The sequence below is a fragment of the Streptomyces sp. NPDC111606 genome (assembly GCF_055656945.1).
Genome location: NZ_JBVKBY010000002.1, coordinates 47286 through 65552, shown reverse-complemented (window position 1 = coordinate 65552; position 18267 = coordinate 47286). Strand labels below are relative to the sequence as shown.

Here is an 18267-nt window from a genome sequence, read left to right as displayed (position 1 = left end):
CAGAGCCGTGACTCAGCTCGCAACTTATCTCCGCTTTATCCGAGGTTGGCCGGCGCGAGGGGTGACGGGGTGGTGGTGGCGCGGGGCGAGAGGGGGCTGGTGGGTGTGCTGGGGGTACTGGAGGGGCGGGGGCGGGGTGTTCCGGAGGGGGTGACCGTGCCGGGCTTGGTGGGACTTGCCGTGCCGGGTCCGCCGGACGGACTTGCCGTACCGGGTCTGCTGGAGGCGCTCGGCGTACCGGGGCGGCTGGAGGCGCTCGGTGTCCCGGTCGGTCCGGCCGACGTCCCCGGTGTCGAGCTGGGCGGCACCACGCCCCCGTCCCCGCCCCGGCTCACCAGCAGGGCCGCCGCCGACACCCCCGCGACGGCCATCGCGGCGACCAGCACGACGGTGGCCAGTTTGCTGCGCGTCGAATACGTGCCTTCCGCGCCGCCGCCCGGGCGCACGGCAGACCTGCCGAACCGTTTCTCCGCAAGCACACGCCCCGTGTCCAGGAACTCCCGCAGCATCCGCTCGGCTGCCTCCGCGTCCAGCCGCAGCGCCGGATCCCGCTCCAGCAGCCCCTGAACGACGGGCAGGATCGGCGCCGCCTGCGCGGGCGGGCAGATCTCGTCGGACACGACGGCCAGCACGATGCCGCTCAACGAGTCGCGCCGGAAGGGCGATTCACCACTCAGGGCCGCGCACAGCAGCGCGCCCACCGACCACAGGTCGGATGCGGGTCCGGTCCTGGAGTCGGACATCCGCTCCGGCGCGGTGTACTCGGGCGAGCCGACGAAGGACCCGGACTCGGTGAGCGTGGTCGCGCCGGCCACCTGGGCGATGCCGAAGTCGGTGAGGACGACGCGGTCGGTGCCGTTCTCGATGAGTACGTTGGCCGGGGTGATGTCGCGATGCAGGACGCCGGCCGCGTGGGCCGTCTGCAACGCGCTCAGCAGGTCGGCGCCGATCCGGGCGGCCTCCGGCGCGTCGACGGGGCCGTGCGCCGCCATCCGGTCGGCGAGGGAGTCGCCGTCCACCAACTCCATCACGATGTACGGGCGTTCGCCGTCCTCCAGGATGTCGTGGACGACGATGACATGCGGGTGGCTCAGCTGCGCCACCGCCTGCGCCTCGCGCAACGTGCGCTCACGCGCTCGCCGGGCCTCGGCCGCGGAGAGCGTCTCGTCGAGCGGGAGCTCTTTTACGGCCACCCTTCGTCCGAGCAACTGATCGGTCGCCTGCCATACGACACCCATGCCGCCGCGACCGAGCCTAGCCTCGAGACGGTAACGCCCCGCGATCACACGGAAGTTGGCTCCCTCGGTCCCCATGCGCCCCATCATGCAGCACCGGACGGATCGACTCCCGGGCGCCGATCGGCCAACTATGCAAAGCAGCAAAGGGTTCCAAAAGCCGCGGGATGCTCGGCGGGGGTGTCGGGAGGCTGGAGTGTCGGGGCGTGGGGTGGGGTCGGCGTGGGGGGGAGGGACCGGGGGCCGGGAGGGGGTCGGGACAGGTGCCGTCAGGGCTTCAGGCCTCGGTGCCGTGAGGGCTTCCGGACCCGGTGCCAGGGCCTCAGGACCCAGTGCCGTCAAGACCTTAGGGCCATCTGCCGCGTCGGGCCTCGGGAGCCCGGCGGCGACTGAGCTTCGGGAGCGGGGGGCCGCGAGGAACCTCAGGAGCGGGGTGCCGCGAGGCCGGGCGTCGCGCCCCAGGCGTACCCCAGCCCGGCACTCAGCGAGAATTCACGGGAGGCGCCCGCCGCGAAAGTATCGGGCCCCGTACACAGGATTGTGCGGACCCCACGCGCCGTGAGGTGCCCTGCGAGCCGCGCAAGGGTTGTGGCGCACCGGGCCATCACGGCCTCGGCAACCGACTTGGTCAGCCCCCTCGGTCCCTGGACCCGCACACCGTAGAGAGCCCCATGCCACGCAAGGCCTCGGCAGCCGTCCACCATCATGACCTCGGCAGCAGCCCGCGTCAGAAACCACTGGACCGCCTGGAGTCAGGGCCCGGTGAGCCGGCGTCAGGGACCAGCGCTCCCTCGCCACAGGCCCAACAGGCGCGCCCCCGCCAGGGAAACCCCATGACCACCGGGAAAACCTCGCCGCCCCCGCACCTCAAGCCACTGGGCCACCCACAACGAGCAGCCCCGCGAGCCCCCTGGAACCCCCGTCGCAAGGCCCAAGTCCGCTCAGGAGCTACCGCCGCCGCTCGCCTGCCACCCCTGCAGCACCGCGGTGAACTGCTTGCGTGCCGTTGCCCAGTCCGGCTCGGGGGAGGACATGTAGATCGCGTACTCCGTGCCGTCCCGGTCGATGTACGCCTGGTCGATGGCGCGGCGCGGGCCGGGGAAGGGGGTGTCCTTGGCCTGTGCGTCCCACGTGTACTCCCACAGGGAGCCGTCGCGGTCGCGGTAGAGGTTCCGCTTCAGAGACACCGTCTCGTAAGCCACCAGCCGCTCCCCCACCTGCTGCTCCAGGTCGGCCAGGTGGTCGTAGGCGTTCGCGAAGTCCGGCGAGGTGTCGACGGCGATGCGGACGAAGTGCTCGCCGCCGTCGGGGGTGTAGTCGACCTGCTGGAGGCCCTCGATCTCCTTGCCGACCACCTCCCGCTCCCAGCCCGCGGGCAGATAGAGGCTGAAGCCGAGGGGGTCCTCGTAGCGCTTCCAGGACGACGGAACGCCGGCCTCCGGGCGCGCCGACTCGCTCGACGTGGAGCCGGGCGAGGAAGCAGCGGGCGTGCCACCGCTCCCCGGACCCCACCTGTGCAGCACCACGGCGGTGCTCCCGCCGATGATCGCGGCGATCGCGACGACGAGGGCCAGCGTGCGCAGCCGACGGCGTCTGCGCGGCGGCCGGGCGGCACCGGCACCGGTGCCTGCGGTGGCGTACTGCGGGCCGATCGTCGTGGGCCCGTTCATCGGCGGGTACGGCGTACCGGTCACCGAAGTCTGCGCCCCGGCGTGCCCGGACCCTGTGCGCGCCTCCGGCTCATACCGCGTGTGCTGTGTGGGGACGTACACCTGCGCCGCGCTGGGCCGCCGTCCCTCCGCCGCCTCGGCCAGCATCTGCTCGGCCTCGGCGGCACCGGGCCGGGTGGCCGGATCCTTGCGCAGCAGGGCGCTGATCACGGGCGCGAGAGCGCCGGCGTGCTGCGGATCGGCGGCCTCCTCCTCGACCACCGCCTGCATGGTGCCCAGCGGCGAGGTCCGGCGGAAGGGCGAGCGGCCCTCCACGGCCGTGTAGAGCGTCGCGGCGAGCGCCCACAGGTCGGAGGAGGGGCCCGGGTCGTGGCCGCGGACGCGCTCGGGGGCGAGGTAGTCGACGGAGCCGACGACCTCTCCGGTGCGCGTGATGGTCGAGTCGCCCTCGATCTGGGCGATGCCGAAGTCGGTCAGCAGGACGCGGCCGTCCTCGGAGAGCAGGACGTTGCCGGGCTTGACGTCGCGGTGCAGGACACCGGCGGAGTGCGCGGCGCGCAGCGCCCGCAGCACCCACAGGCCGATACGGGCGGCCTCGGTCGGCTCGACGCGTCCGTTCTCCTTGACCGCGTCGGCCAGGGAGTGCCCCTCGACGAGTTCCATCACGATCCACGGCCGGCCGTCGTGCTCCAGCACGTCGTGCACGGTGACGACGGCGGAGTGGTTGATGCGCGCGGCGGCGCGCGCCTCGGCGCGGGTGCGGGCGAGCAACCGCTCCTGGTCGCTCTCGGAGACGTAGAGCGCGGCGGTCAGCTCCTTGATCGCGACGGCCCGATGCAGCACCTCATCATGCGCACGCCACACCCGGCCCATGCCGCCGCTGCCGATCGCGTCGGCGAGCCGGTAGCGGCCCGAAATGAGCTGGCCCTGCATCTGATTCACGTTGCCCCGCAATGCTCTTGACAGGGTCAGGTTAAGGACCGGTCGACTCGACGGGAACCACGGGGGTACCAAGGAGACCCCACTGTGATGGTTGTCGCTTTCGCCGCGGCGAAGCAACCATCAAGCCTTTGTCACACAGGGTTTGCACCAGAAATCAGCCGGTGACCTGATAGGTCGCCGACGCCTGCTCGAACAACCGCGTCACCTCGTCCCGCTCGGCCTCCGGGCCGCGCACCTGCAGGACGTGGTACTTCCCGTCGATCAGGATCGCGACATTGCGCACGAAAATCTCGCGCCCCTGGTCGTCGGTCCAGGTGAACTGCCCCTCGGCCATGGTCCGCTCCCCGACCTGAATGGTCTTCAGCCCACTGGAGGAGGCCCAGCTGGAGTCGCGGTAGGGCTGCAACTCCCGTTCGTGCTCCCGCTGGTAGACCATGGGGTCGCTGCCGTACTGCGCCGTGGTGTCCCGGCCCGGTACGACGATGAGGTCGAAGTCGCCGTGCGCGTACACCACCTGCCCGCGCCCGTTCTCCGGTGTGCGGTCCCAGCCGTTGGCCACGGCGACCTGGAAGCCGGCCGTGTCCTTGCGCAGGGTGAAGCCGTCGGGGACCTCGGGGCCGTTGGTCTGCGTCTCGGTCGAACCGGCCGACTCCGAGGGGCTGTTGTCGGACGCGGGCGAGGTCTGGTCGGGCCGCGGCTCGCTGCTCGCGTCGGCGGACTGGTCGGGCGCCTCGCTCGCCTGTCCCGCGGCTCCGGTGCGATCGGCGTCCGCGGTGGGGCCGTCGCCCGGGTCGGCCTTCGGCATGAACAGCATGGCGTACGCGATCGCCGCGGCCATGCCGAGCAGCACGAGCACCAGCAACGTACGTCCGAGCCTGCGCGGCGAGTGCGCCGCCTCCTGCTTGGCCCGCTTGTGCCGCCCGTGATGCGCGGGCAGCCCGGACCGCCGCCTGCGCACCAGCTCGCCCCGGCGCCGCACGATCGGCAGCCGGTTCGGATCGACCGGCGGGGCGGCGACGACATGCGCACCAGCCTCCGGTTCGGGCGCGGACCGCACGAGCGAACGCAGCCAGCCGCGCACTTCCTCGAAGTCGAGGCGCTCGGTGGGGTCCTGACGCAGCAACGACTCCACGACCGGCCTGAGCGGTCCGCACTCCTCGGCGTAGGCGGGCGGCTCCGCGCACACCATCTGCACCAACTCGGCCGTCGACTCCTCCGGATACGGCGCATGCCCCTGTACGGCCCGGAAGAGCAGCGCCCCCAGCGCCCACAGGTCGGTCGCGGGCCCGATCGGCGCCGCCAGCTGCCAGTTCTCGTGCACCGGCCCGGCCTGCTCGGGCGCCCACCGCTCGGTCACAGGTCCGACGACAGCCATCCGCGCCTGCCGTGCCCGCTCCGCGGCGAGCGCGGTCGTGGGCCCTCGGTGGGCCGGAGTACCGGCTACCAGGTCGCCCCAACGGGTCGCGGGGTGGGCGGAGTCGCCGACGGGTGGCGGGGTGGGCGCGCCGGGAGCGACGGGCACGCCACGCACGGCCGAGCCCGGGGTGCCGGGGGCAGGAGCCCCCTGCGCGGGAAAACCGCCGACGCCGGGCGTGGGCACGCGTGTGTCATACGGTGCGCCGGTGGCCCCGGGCTGCGTGCCCGGCCCCGCCGGCGGAAGTGCGGTACGGCCCGCGTCCGGCGCGGCTCCACCGGCCCCGGTCCGCGGCGCGGCGCCGTGCCAGGGCGTGGCCCGCGTGCCGTAGGGGTCGGCGATCCGGCCCGGAGGCGTGGTGATGCCGTTGCCGGAGTGGTACGGCTGCTGCGCCGAGCCGTTGGCCTGGGCGGCGCGGTCGCCTTCGGCTGCCGGGCGCCCCGCGGGCAACGCCGCCCGCCCGTTCTGCGCCTCCTGCACGCGGGCCGCCGCACGGGCGCCCGCCCGATACGCGGCGATGGCTCCGGCCCGCGCGGCCCTGATGTCCCCACCGGTTTCGAGGGCGCCACCCGGTGCCGCGTCCGAGGTTCCGGCCCCAGGACCCGTCTCGGCCGCCGGCAGCGGCAGTCCCTCGGTGGAGCGCGCCTCTATGGCGGCACGCCGGGCAGCCTCGGGGTCCACGCCTGCAGCTCCGGCGTGTGGGCCGGGTGCCCCGAGACCACCCGGGCCGCCGAACTCTCCGCCCGGAGCCGCCCCGCCACCGAATGTCCCGGCGGCGCCGTCCCCGGCACCGTCCTCGACCGGCACCGGGTCATACCCGCACAGCGCCTCCTCCGCGGCCCCGACCGCGAGCCCGGTCAGCATCACCCGGCCGTCGTCGCAGACGAGCACCGTGCGGGCGGTGATGTTCCGGTGGACCCAGCCGTGCGCGTGCAGCACCCGCAGCGCCATGAGGACGTCGGAGGCGACCTCGGCCGCCCGGTACGGCGTCAGCGGCTTCTCGGCGAGCAGCGCGGCCAGCGGGCGCGCACCCACCAACTCACTCACTATCCACAGTGAACCGCCCTCGGCGAACACGTCGAAGACCTGGTCCAGCCGAGGATGGTCGGGAATCCGCGCCGCGGCCTGCGCCGCCTCGACCGCCCGCCGAACGGCGGGATCGCTGGGCCGCCGCGTGCTCGAACGCGCCGACGCCCGTCGCCCCGGCCCGCGCTCGCGCGCGTCACGCGCCGTGAAACCGTCGGGCAACCCCTCGGCGTCGAGCACCTCCGCCTCGACGACCTCCGGCAACGGCACCTGCCGGACCAGGACTTCCTGCCCGCTGTACGTGTCGAAGGCGCGCGTCTCGGTGAGTTCGTACTCGTCGGACGGCGGCAGCGGCAGGCGGTAGCGGTCGGCCAGTACCCGACCCGCATAGTCGTCCACGTTGCCTCCCCCGGCCGCCCGGTTGGTCAATTCCGTTCGCCTTGCGTCCCGTTCCGGACGCACGACTGGATGCGTACGGTCCGCAAGCACTCACGATACGTGCCGGAGGCAACTCGCAAAGAGGGGTTGCCGGATCTCACGGCCCAATCGCGCCCTTGGCGAGCCCAAACCGAAATTCGCTCACTTCACGACTTCGGCTTGAACGAGTCCGTCAGCGTCTGCCACGTTTCCTTACGCAGGTCACTGTCCCAGTTGGCGGCTTTCGCGGTGTACATCAGCGCGTAGCCGAGTTGCCCGTTCACCACGAACCCCCGGTCGATCGTCCGGTACTCCGTCCCGCCCTCGGCGTAGGTGAACTCCCAGTCGGCCGTGTTCCAGTCGCGGTAGTCCACCTCCTCTATGCGGATCTTCTTGTACCCGGAGCGCTGCATGTACTGCTCCTGGTCCTTCCAGTCCGCCACCGGGTCACCCTTCGGCGTAGACGTCCAGGCAACGAGCAGCTTCTGCCCGTCGGGCCCGGTGAACCGGTCGCCCGCCGACCCCGTGGACTGGAACTTCCATCCCTCGGGGAGCCCGAGCGAGTACCCCTGGCTCCCGTCGTGCGTCGACGCGGCCTTGCTCCCGCTCCCGGATCCCGCGTCGGCACCGCTCCCGCCGGTCGCGCTCGCCCCGGCACTCGGCGTGGTCCCGCTCTCCGTACCGGAACCCGAACCCGACCCGGCCGAGGCCGACTTCTCCCCGTCCGTACGGGTCTTGTCCTTGTCGTCCTTCTTGGTGTCGGAACTCGCGCTCGCCTTCGCGGAAGCCTTGGCACCGCCGGCGCCCGCCGCACCGTTCGAGTCGTCGTCGCCGAGCGTGAGGGCAAGCACCACACCGATCACGGCAACCACGACGGCCACCGCAATGATCGCCAGGGTCCGCTTCGGCACCACATCGGTGAGCGGCGCCCGCGGCGCGGGCCGCGACGGCAGATCCGGCGGCGCCATCTTGGGCCACCCCGAACTTCCCCCCGCACCCTGCCCGTTCGCCGCCTGCCCGTCCTGCTCACCGGCACCGGACCGGTCACCGGCATCGGCACCGGCACGGTCACCGCCGGTCGACCCGGCACCCACCCCGGCGGCCCCGGCACCGGAGGCCCCAGCGCCGGAAGCCCGGCCGGAACCCCCAGCCTTCGCCGACGCCCCTGCCCCGCCCTGGGCACCAACTCCCGTGGACGACCCACCGGCCGCCGCCCCGTCGGACCCCGAAGCGGCCGTCTCACTCCCGGACTTGGTACGGGCCGCAGCCGCCCCGGCCGCCCCCGCACTCACCGCGGCCTTGCGCACGGAACGCAGCGCCCCGCGCAACCGCTCCCCGGCCTCCTCGCCCCGCTTACCGGCCCCGGCACGCCCCTTGCTCTCCGGCGCGTCGGGCTGCGGCGGCAGCGGCACGACCTTCGTCGCGTCCGCCGGCTCCGGCTCGGACTTGGACGCCGGCGCATGGATGACGGCGTTGAGCATCGCCCGCGCACCGGCGTCGTCGAGCCGCTTGGCGGGGTCCTTGGTGAGCAGGCCGTAGATGACGTCCTTCAGCGGTCCCGCGTTCTTCGGCTCCTCCAGCGGCTCCGTCATCACCGCCGTGAGCGTCGCGATCGCGGAGCCCTTGTCGTACGGCGGCACACCCTCGACCGACGCGTACAGCAGCCCGCCCAGCGACCACAGGTCGGCCGCGGGGCCCGGCTTGTGGCCGCGGGCCCGCTCCGGGGAGATGTAGGACGGCGCGCCGACGAGCATGCCGGTCGAGGTGATGGAGGGGTCGCCCTCGACCTGGGCGATTCCGAAGTCGGTGAGCACGACCCGCTCGGTGTCGGACTCCAGCAGGACGTTCGACGGCTTCACGTCGCGGTGCAGGATGCCCTCGCGGTGCGCGGAGCGCAGCACGTCGAGGACGGCCAGGCCGACCTCGGCGGCCCGCTTGGGCTCCAGGAGGCCGTCCTCGCGGATGACCTCGGCGAGCGACTTGCCCTCGACGAGCTCCATCACGATCCACGGCCGGTCGTCCTCGTCGACCACGTCGAACACCGTGACCGCGCTGTTGTTGCGGATCCGGGCGATCGCCTTGGCCTCACGCAGGGTGCGCGTGATCAGCCGCCGCTTCTCCTCCTCGTCGATGTTCGACGGGAACCGCAACTCCTTGACGGCGACGGTCCGCCCCAGAGTCTCGTCCACGGCACGCCACACCGTGCCCATGCCGCCCCTGCCGAGCACTCCTCCCAGCCGGTACCGCCCCGCGAGGAGACGCTCACGGTCGTCCTGACGAGTCTCCTGACGAGATGTCCCCGCCCGCTCCGCCTCCGACATGCGTCCCCTCATACAACCCGCCCTGACAGAGCCTCCATTGTCTCTCACCCGACAAGTGCCCGACGCCCAGGGTGCCTCACGCGTCGCCACCCGGCCGCACGGCCCGAGTCGCCCGGGCACCGCACACCCGAGGCCCGGTGAATCACAGGTTCCGCTTGCCCGGCATGATGACCCGCGACAAGGGAAGGACCCTGCATGGCGCGAACGGCGATGCCACTGCTTCGGACACTACTGGCCATACCTGTGTGCCTGACCGTCCTGTGCCTCGTGTCCCCGGCCCTTCTCGGTCCGTCCGCGACTTCCTCGACCTCCTCGTCGGCCCGCACCGCCTCGTCGACCTCCAGCGCACCGGCGGCGAACGCCCTGCTGTCCCTGCTGGTCACCCGGGGCAAGGCCCCCGCCGCGGCCCTGCTGGCCCGCGAGGACGGCGGCACCCGCTATGCCCGGGCCGGGCAGGGCATCGCCCGCACCGACCACTTTCGGGCCGGCAGCATCACGAAGACCTTCATCGCGACGGTCGTCCTCCAACTGGCCGCCGAGCGGCGCCTGTCCCTCTCCGACACGGTGGAGCAGCACCTGCCGGGACTGGTGCGCGGGGCGGGCAACGACGGGCGCGCGCTGACCCTTCGTTCCCTGCTGACCCACACCAGCGGCCTGTACGACTTCGCCGCCGCTTCCGGGGGCATCGTCCCCGCCACTCCGCTTCAGGCCGTCCGCATCGCGCTCACCCACCCCCCTGCCCACCCCGGCAGTTACTCCTACTCGAACACCAACTACGTCCTGCTCGGCCTGGTCATCAAGCAGGTCACCGGCCGCTCCTACGCCGCCGAGGCCGAACGCCGCGTCATCGCTCCGCTGGGTCTGACCGGCACCTCCTTCCCTGGCTCCCGCACCTCGCTCCCCTCCCCGCACGGCCGCGCCTACGCGGCCGACGGGACCGATGTCACCGCACTCGACCCGCGGGTGGCCGGCGCGGCCGGCGAGCTGGTGACCACGCTCGCCGACCTCGACCGCTTCTACGCCGCGCTGCTCGACGGCCGCCTGCTGCCCTCGCGCGGGCTGCGCGAGATGCTCGACACCCGTGCCGCGCATGGCTCGTACGGCATGGGGCTCTTCCCCGTGAAGCTGCCGTGCGGCACCGTCGTATGGGGGCACAACGGGCGCATATCCGGCAGCTACGTGCGCTCCGCGGCCACCGTCGGCGGACGTCGTGTCCTGACCTTCCGGGTGAACACGACGGCGATCGCAGATCCCGGTCTCGAACGCCGACTGCTCGCTGCCGAGTTCTGCCCCCGCACCTGATGAACGGCCGAGATCCGAGCAGATATCCCGGCCTCCGTAGCCCGTTCGGGTGACGTTCCGCGGTCCCGCCGATGCTCTGCCCGCATCGCCCGGAACCGGCGACCGCCGCCGGCCCCTTCCCCGGAGCGCTACAGCGGCACGATGTCCGGCGCCCCCAGCCGCGCCGCGTCCGCCGTCAGGTCGTCCGGCTGCCGCTGCGACTCCCGCTCGGCCTCCACCCGCTTCTCGTAGTGCTGGATCTCGCGCTCGATGTGGTCCTTGTCCCAGCCCAGCACCCGCGCCATCAGCTCGGCCGCCTCGCGCGCGCACCGCGTCCCACGGTCGAACGTCTCGATCGAGATGCGCGTCCGCCGCGTCAGCACGTCGTCCAGGTGCCTGGCCCCCTCGTGCGAGGCGGCGTACACGATCTCGGCGCGCAGATAGTCGTCGGCGGACTGCAGGGGCTCGCCCAACGCGGGATCGGCGGCGATGAGCTCGAGCAGCTCCTCGGCCAGCGACCCGTACCGGTTCAACAGGTGCTCCACCCGCACCACATGGATTCCCGTCTGCGCCGCGATCCGCGCGCGTGCGTTCCACATCGCCCGGTATCCCTCCGCGCCCAGCAGCGGAATGTCCTCGGTGACGCACTCGGCGACCCGCATGTCGAGCCCGTGCACGGCCGCGTCCACGGCGTCCTTGGCCATCACCCGGTACGTCGTGTACTTGCCGCCGGCCACGACGACCAGTCCGGGCACGGGGTGGGCCACGGTGTGCTCGCGCGAGAGCTTGCTGGTGGCGTCCGACTCTCCGGCGAGCAGGGGCCGCAGTCCCGCGTACACGCCCTCCACGTCGTCCCGCGTCAGCGGCACCGCCAGCACCGAGTTCACGTGTTCCAGCAGGTAGTCGATGTCCGCGCTGGACGCGGCCGGGTGGGCCTTGTCGAGGTCCCAGTCGGTGTCGGTGGTGCCGACGATCCAGTGCCGGCCCCAGGGGATGACGAACAGCACGGACTTCTCGGTGCGCAGGATCAGGCCCGTCGAGGAGTGGATGCGGTCCTTGGGCACGACCAGGTGGATGCCCTTGGAGGCGCGGACGTGGAACTGTCCGCGCTCCCCCACCATCGACTGGGTGTCGTCGGTCCACACACCAGTCGCGTTGACGATCTGCTTGGCGCGGATCTCGTACTCGCCGCCCCCCTCGACGTCCTGCACGCGGGCCCCGACGACGCGTTCGCCCTCGCGCAGGAACCCGGCCACACGCGCGCGGTTGGCAACTTTCGCGCCGTAGGCCGCCGCCGTACGCACCAGGGTGGCGACATAGCGGGCGTCGTCCATCTGTGCGTCGTAGTACTGCAGCGCGCCGACCAGCGCGTCCTTCTTCAGGGCGGGGGCGACGCGCAGGGCGTTGCCGCGGCTCAGGTGGCGGTGCATGGGCAGGCCCCGGCCATGGGTGCGGGCCATCGACATGACGTCGTAGAGCAGGACGCCGCAGCCGGCGTACAGGCGCTCCCAGCCCTTGTACTGCAGCGGGTACAGGAACGGCACCGGCTTGACCAGGTGCGGCGCCAACCGCTCCAGCAGCAGACCGCGCTCCTTCAGGGCCTCGCGCACGAGCGCGAAGTCGAGCATCTCCAGATAGCGCAGGCCGCCGTGGATCAGCTTGCTGGACCGGCTGGAGGTGCCGGACGCCCAGTCACGTGCCTCGACCAGGCCGGTGGACAGTCCGCGGGTCGCCGCGTCGAGGGCGGTGCCTGCGCCCACCACTCCGGCGCCCACGACCAGTAGGTCCAGCTCCCGCTCGGCCATTGATGCGAGTGACTCGGCGCGCTCCGCCGGCCCCAGTGTCGCTGTCCTCACCGCTGCCTCCCGCTGATCTATCGCGTAGGCCGCACCCGTCGGGCGAAGCCCGGTTCATACCCCCTCATGCCCAAATTCTGACCGGGTTGCCCGGCTTCAGCCACCACTCGCCCCCAGCCTGTGGACAACACTCACGGAAACGCGATCATTCAATGCCGCAAATCGGTCATATTTACTCCTAGTCTGACATTGCGCTCCCTCGATCTGTCCACAGGGCTTGCGCACCTGCCCCGCTTCGGTTACTGGGAAGGACGGCCCACGCCATGCCCTCAGATCTCGCCGTCATCGGACTTGGCCTGCACGGCCTGCCCCTGGCGAAGGCCGCCGTCGCGGCCGGCATCCCCACGCTCGGTTACCGGACCGGGCCCGAGGCCGGCTCCCTCAGCCCCGCCGAACTGCGCCGGATGCTCTCGGGGGGCTTCCGGCATGCCACCAGCCCCGCCGAGCTCGGCCGTGTGCGCACCGCCGTCATCTGCGCGCCGACCCCGCGCGGCGCGGACGGCGGGCTGGACCTGAGCCAGGTGGAGGGGGCAGCCCGCACCCTGGCCACGCGGCTGCGCCCGCACACCACCGTCATCCTGGAGTCGCCCGTACCTCCGGGCACGACCGAGAACGTCCTGCGCCCCCTCCTGGAAGAGGTCTCCGGACTGCGCGCCGGCCGCGACTTCCACCTGGCCTACTCCCCCAGCCGCGTCGACCCCGGGAACCGCGATTTCACGCCTGCAAACACCCCCAAGGTGATCGGCGGCCTCACGCCCGCGTGCACCGAGTCGGCCGCGGCCTTCTACGGCCGTCTCACCGACAAGGTGGTACGCGCGCGTGGACTGCGCGAGGCGGAGACGGTGCAGGTGCTGGAGACCAACTTCCGGCATGTCAACATCGCCCTGGTCAACGAAATGGCCGTCCTGTGCCACGACTTGGGCGTCGACCTGTGGGACGTCATCCGCTGCGCGGAGACCAAGCCGTTCGGCTTCCATGCCTTCCGCCCCGGGCCGGGCGTCGGCGGCCACGCCGTTCCCCAGGACCTCGCCGGCCCCGCCGGCCGCACCCTGCGCATGGTCGAACTGGCCCAGCAGGTGAACAGCCAGATGCCCCGCTACGTCGTCCAGCGCGCCGCCACCCTGCTCAACGAGCACGGCAAGTCCGCGCGCGGCGCCCGCATCCTCCTGCTCGGCGTCACCTACAAGCCCGACCTGGCCGACCAGCAGTCCACGCCCGCCCAGGAGGTCGCGATCCGCCTGATGGAGCTGGGCGCCTGCGTCAGCTACCACGACCCGCACATCCCGTCCTGGAACGTCCTGGACCGCCCGGTCCCGCGCGCGGACGCCCTGTACGAGGCTGTCGCGGACGCCGACCTGACGATCCTGCTCCAGCAGCATCGGACGTACGACCTGCAGGGCCTGTCCGTGAAGGCACAGCTGCTGCTGGACACGCGGGGCGCGGCGCCCACGGGGGCGGCGCATCGGCTGTGATGGGGCACGCAAAGGGCCGGTCACCCCACTCGGAGTGACCGGCCCTTCCCTGACGTTGACGTAACCGCGCAGCGGCTAGCGCTGGTGCTGCGAGTCCGCGACCGTGACCTCGACCCGCTGGAACTCCTTCAGCTCGCTGTACCCGGTCGTGGCCATCGCCCGCCGGAGCGCACCGAAGAAGTTCATCGAGCCGTCCGGAGTGTGGGACGGGCCCGTCAGGACCTCCTCGATCGTGCCGACGGTGCCGAGGTCGACCTTCTTGCCGCGCGGCAGCTCCTCGTTCACCGCCTCCATGCCCCAGTGGTGGCCCCGGCCCGGCGCGTCGGTCGCGCGGGCGAGCGGGGAGCCCATCATCACGGCGTCCGCACCGCAGGCGACCGCCTTGGGCAGGTCGCCGGACCAGCCGACACCGCCGTCGGCGATCACGTGCACATACCGGCCACCGGACTCGTCCATGTAGTCACGGCGGGCCGCCGCCACGTCCGCGACCGCCGTGGCCATCGGCACCCGGATGCCCAGGACGTTGCGCGTGGTGTGCGCGGCGCCGCCGCCGAAGCCGACCAGGACGCCCGCCGCGCCGGTGCGCATCAGGTGCAGGGCCGCGGTGTACGTGGCACAGCCGCCGACGATCACCGGGACGTCGAGCTCGTAGATGAACTGCTTCAGGTTCAGCGGCTCGTGCGAACCGGAGACGTGCTCCGCCGAGACCGTCGTACCGCGGATGACGAAGATGTCCACGCCCGCGTCGACGACCGCCTTGGAGAACTGGGCCGTGCGCTGCGGGGAGAGCGCGGCGGCCGTGACCACGCCCGCGTCGCGCACCTCCTTGATGCGCTGCCCGATCAGCTCCTCCTTGATGGGAGCGGCGTAGATCTCCTGGAGACGGCGCGTGGCGGCCTCGGTGGGCAGCCCGGCGATCTCGTCGAGCAGCGGCTGCGGGTCCTCGTACCGCGTCCACAGGCCCTCGAGGTTCAGCACGCCGAGGCCGCCGAGCTCGCCGATGCGGATCGCGGTGGCCGGGGAGACAACCGAGTCCATGGGGGCGGCCAGGAAGGGCAGCTCGAAGCGGTAGGCGTCGATCTGCCAGGCGATCGAGACCTCCTTCGGGTCCCGCGTACGGCGGCTGGGGACGACGGCGATGTCGTCGAAGGCGTACGCCCTGCGCCCGCGCTTGCCGCGCCCGATCTCGATCTCAGTCACGTCTATGGCCTTTCCCTGATGCGTTCAGCGTCTTCCAGTATCGCCGACGGGTACGACAAGGGCGGCCCCGGTGCACCCGGGGCCGCCCTCGAAGGAGTCTGCCGACTACTTGCTGCGGCTGTAGTTCGGCGCCTCGACCGTCATCTGGATGTCGTGCGGGTGGCTCTCCTTGAGGCCGGCGGAGGTGATCCGCACGAAGCGGCCCTTGGACTCCATCTCCTCGATGGTGGCGGCGCCCACATAGCCCATGGTCTGGCGCAGGCCGCCGACGAGCTGGTGCAGCACGTTGGCCAGCGGGCCGCGGTAGGGCACCTGGCCCTCGATGCCCTCGGGCACGAGCTTGTCGTCGGAGGCCACCTCGGCCTGGAAGTAGCGGTCCTTGGAGTACGACCGACCCTGGCCGCGGGACTGCATGGCACCGAGGGAGCCCATGCCGCGGTACGACTTGAACTGCTTGCCGTTGATGAACAGCAGCTCGCCCGGAGACTCCTCGCAGCCCGCCAGCAGCGAGCCCAGCATCACGGTGTCGGCGCCGGCGGCGAGCGCCTTGCCGATGTCACCGGAGTACTGCAGGCCGCCGTCGCCGATCAGCGGGATACCCGCGGCGCGCGCGGCCAGGGAGGCCTCGTAGATGGCGGTGACCTGCGGGACACCGATGCCGGCGACGACGCGGGTGGTGCAGATGGAGCCCGGTCCGACACCGACCTTGATGCCGTCGACACCGGCGTCGATCAGCGCCTGGGCGCCGTCGCGGGTGGCGACGTTGCCGCCGATCACGTCGACGTCCACGCTCGACTTGATCTTCGACATCCAGCTCAGGGCGTTGCTGTTGTGACCGTGCGAGGTGTCGACGACCAGGAAGTCCACGCCGGCCCCGGCGAGTGCCTGGGCGCGCTCCAGGGCCTCGGGGCTGGCGCCGACGGCGGCACCGACGAGCAGCCGGCCCTCGGCGTCCTTGGCCGCGTTGGGGTACTTCTCGGCCTTGACGAAGTCCTTGACCGTGATGAGGCCCTTGAGGACGCCCGCCTCGTCGATCAGGGGAAGCTTCTCGATCTTGTGGCGGCGCAGCAGCTCCATCGCCTCGCTGCCGGAGATGCCGACATGGCCCGTGACCAGCGGCATCGGCGTCATGACCTCGCGCACCTGACGGTCGCGGTCCGTCTCGAAGGCCATGTCGCGGTTGGTGACGATGCCGAGCAGCTTGCCGGCCGGGTCGGTGACCGGGACACCGCTGATGCGGAACTTGGCGCACAGGGCGTCGGCCTCGCCGAGGGTCGCCTCGGGGTGCACCGTGATGGGGTCGGTGACCATGCCGGACTCGGACCGCTTCACCAGGTCGACCTGGTTGACCTGGTCCTCGACGGACAGGTTGCGGTGCAGCACGCCGACGCCGCCCAGGCGGGCCATGGCGATCGCCATGCGGGACTCGGTCACCTTGTCCATGGCCGCCGAGAGCAGCGGGATGTTCACACGGACGTTGCGGGAGATGCGGGACGAGGTGTCGACCGCGTTGGGGAGCACCTCGGATGCACCCGGCAGCAGCAGCACGTCGTCGTAGGTCAGCCCGAGGGTTGCGAATTTACCGGGCACTCCGTCGACGTTGGCAGTCATGACACCTTCCCCAAATGGCCTTGATCGGTGCGGATGTCCATGCTAACGGGAAGCATGGGGCGCAAATTCCACGGTTGCGGCCGACCCCGGGCTTCGTATGTTCGTACGGAACCGGAGTGAGCCCTGTTCATTTGGGGGCGCACTCAAGGGAGCACTGACGAGCGCTACTGCTCGGCCAGCGCGCGCAACCTGCTCAGCGCCCTGTGCTGGGCAACCCGGACGGCGCCGGGTGACATTCCCAACATCTGACCCGTCTCTTCCGCGGTCAACCCCACCGCGATCCTCAGCAGCAACAGCTCCCGCTGGTTTTCGGGCAGGTTGGCCAGCAGTTTCTTGGCCCACTCGGCGTCGCTGCTGAGCAGCGCCCGCTCCTCCGGGCCGAGGGAGTCGTCCGGGCGTTCCGGCATCTCGTCGGACGGAACCGCGGTGGAACCGGGGTGCCGCATCGCCGCCCGCTGCAGGTCAGCGACCTTGTGCGCGGCGATGGCGAAGACGAACGCCTCGAAGGGGCGGCCGGTGTCCTTGTAGCGCGGCAGCGCGAGGAGGACGGCGACGCAGACTTCCTGGGCGAGGTCCTCGACGAAGTGCCGGGCATCGCCCGGGAGCCGGGACAGCCTGGTGCGGCAGTAGCGCAGGGCCAGGGGGTGGACGTGCGCGAGCAGATCGTGCGTGGCCTGCTCGTCCCCGTCCACGGCGCGATGGACGAGTGCTCCGATCGCCCCGTGGGCATGAGCTGCCTCGTCCTCGCGCATCGGTCCATGGTGCCTTGCGGCCGTTTGGTCCGTGGCATCGTGTCCGACGTTGTGCACCGAAGCGTTATGAGCAGGTGCGGCAGAACTCATCCCCTGCGCCCTCCCCTTCCGCTCGACCGACTCGTCCCCGAGAGACTCCACATTCTCAAGGATGCGGCATCCGCGGCGAAACGAGCACCGGGCGCCGACAGGACCCCTTGACCCGCCCCGCAACCGCGCCCCCAAAAGGGGCGCGGGGCGAGACATTGTGCGACTCCGCCGCGTGGGAGCGACCGGCCACAAACGACCCGTACACAGCAACGGCCCGCAGGACCGAGCTCTCAGCGAACCAGACCCCACCGGAATCCGAGCGCCACGGCGTGCGCCCGGTCCGAGGCGCCGAGCTTCTTGAACAGCCGCCGGGCGTGCGTCTTCACGGTGTCCTCGGACAGGAACAGCTCCCGACCGATCTCCGCGTTGGAACGACCATGGCTCATACCCTCGAGCACCTGGATCTCACGCGCCGTGAGCGTCGGCGCCGCACCCATCTCGGCGGACCGCAGCCGCCGCGGGGCGAGCCGCCACGTGGGGTCGGCCAGCGCCTGCGTCACCGTGGCGCGCAACTCCGCACGCGAGGCATCCTTGTGCAGATAGCCGCGGGCACCGGCGGCGACCGCGAGGGCCACGCCGTCCAGGTCCTCGGCGACGGTGAGCATGATGATGCGCGCACCGGGGTCGGCGGACAGCAGCCGCCGCACGGTCTCGACGCCGCCCAGACCGGGCATGCGTACGTCCATCAGGATCAGGTCCGAGCGGTCGGCGCCCCAGCGGCGGAGGACTTCCTCGCCGTTGGCCGCCGTCGTCACGCGCTCGACGCCGGGCACGGTCGCGACCGCGCGGCGGAGCGCCTCTCGGGCAAGCGGGGAGTCGTCGCAGACGAGGACGGATGTCATGGCCGCCCTCCGCAGCTGATGCACGTCACCTTGAGCCTCCAGGCTGGTACGAAATCGTCACCTGTGCGGTCGACCGCTTCGGACGCGTGCCCGAGCGCTTGTTCCTTCAACCGCCTCCGCCCTCTCAACGACGGTCAC

Annotated in this window: 11 protein-coding genes; 2 read left to right on the top strand and 9 right to left on the bottom strand. The window is 71.8% G+C overall.

The features are described from left to right. Positions 1–35: 35 nt before the first annotated feature. The 4 genes from ACZ7M7_RS08215 to ACZ7M7_RS08200 form a co-directional block, all read right to left on the bottom strand. Positions 36–1313, bottom strand: coding sequence for a serine/threonine-protein kinase (locus ACZ7M7_RS08215; protein ID WP_472114110.1), 1278 nt, complete (start codon positions 1311–1313; stop codon positions 36–38). An 863-nt stretch (positions 1314–2176) separates the two neighbouring features. Next, positions 2177–3838, bottom strand: a complete 1662-nt coding sequence (locus ACZ7M7_RS08210; RefSeq protein WP_472114107.1) for a serine/threonine-protein kinase — start codon at positions 3836–3838, stop codon at positions 2177–2179. 163 nt (positions 3839–4001) lie between these two features. Continuing rightward, positions 4002–6686 (bottom strand): protein kinase, encoded by a 2685-nt coding sequence (locus tag ACZ7M7_RS08205; protein WP_472114105.1) that lies wholly within the window; start codon positions 6684–6686, stop codon positions 4002–4004. Positions 6687–6871: 185 nt separating this feature from the next. Continuing rightward, on the bottom strand, positions 6872–9025 hold the full coding sequence (locus ACZ7M7_RS08200) for a serine/threonine-protein kinase (RefSeq protein WP_472114102.1): 2154 nt from the start codon (positions 9023–9025) through the stop codon (positions 6872–6874). A 210-nt stretch (positions 9026–9235) separates the two neighbouring features. On the opposite strand from ACZ7M7_RS08200, the gene ACZ7M7_RS08195 reads away from it, so the two are divergent. Then, the gene (locus ACZ7M7_RS08195) at positions 9236–10327 is read left to right on the top strand and encodes a serine hydrolase domain-containing protein (RefSeq protein ID WP_472115179.1); all 1092 of its coding nucleotides are present in this window, start codon (positions 9236–9238) and stop codon (positions 10325–10327) included. Between the two features lie 128 nt (positions 10328–10455). On the opposite strand, the gene ACZ7M7_RS08190 is transcribed toward ACZ7M7_RS08195, so the two are convergent. Continuing rightward, positions 10456–12162 (bottom strand): glycerol-3-phosphate dehydrogenase/oxidase, encoded by a 1707-nt coding sequence (locus ACZ7M7_RS08190; RefSeq protein WP_383611922.1) that lies wholly within the window; start codon positions 12160–12162, stop codon positions 10456–10458. 263 nt (positions 12163–12425) lie between these two features. Here ACZ7M7_RS08190 and ACZ7M7_RS08185 point away from each other — a divergent pair, with 263 nt between their 5' ends. After that, positions 12426–13634 (top strand): nucleotide sugar dehydrogenase, encoded by a 1209-nt coding sequence (locus ACZ7M7_RS08185; protein ID WP_472114099.1) that lies wholly within the window; start codon positions 12426–12428, stop codon positions 13632–13634. A 75-nt stretch (positions 13635–13709) separates the two neighbouring features. Here the strand turns inward: ACZ7M7_RS08185 and ACZ7M7_RS08180 are convergent, their stop codons facing one another. From ACZ7M7_RS08180 to ACZ7M7_RS08165, 4 genes are all read right to left on the bottom strand, one after another. Then, positions 13710–14834 carry a GuaB3 family IMP dehydrogenase-related protein gene (locus ACZ7M7_RS08180; RefSeq protein ID WP_328879858.1) on the bottom strand — a complete coding sequence of 375 codons (1125 nt, stop codon included), beginning with the start codon at positions 14832–14834 and terminating at the stop codon, positions 13710–13712. A gap of 105 nt (positions 14835–14939) precedes the next feature. Then, positions 14940–16445, bottom strand: coding sequence for an IMP dehydrogenase (gene guaB, locus ACZ7M7_RS08175; RefSeq protein WP_472114095.1), 1506 nt, complete (start codon positions 16443–16445; stop codon positions 14940–14942). 164 nt (positions 16446–16609) lie between these two features. Next, a complete protein-coding gene (locus tag ACZ7M7_RS08170; RefSeq protein WP_328424507.1) occupies positions 16610–17197 on the bottom strand; it encodes a sigma-70 family RNA polymerase sigma factor in 588 nt (195 codons plus the stop codon). A gap of 320 nt (positions 17198–17517) precedes the next feature. Next, a complete protein-coding gene (locus ACZ7M7_RS08165) occupies positions 17518–18129 on the bottom strand; it encodes a response regulator transcription factor (protein WP_003948568.1) in 612 nt (203 codons plus the stop codon). Positions 18130–18267: the final 138 nt, after the last annotated feature.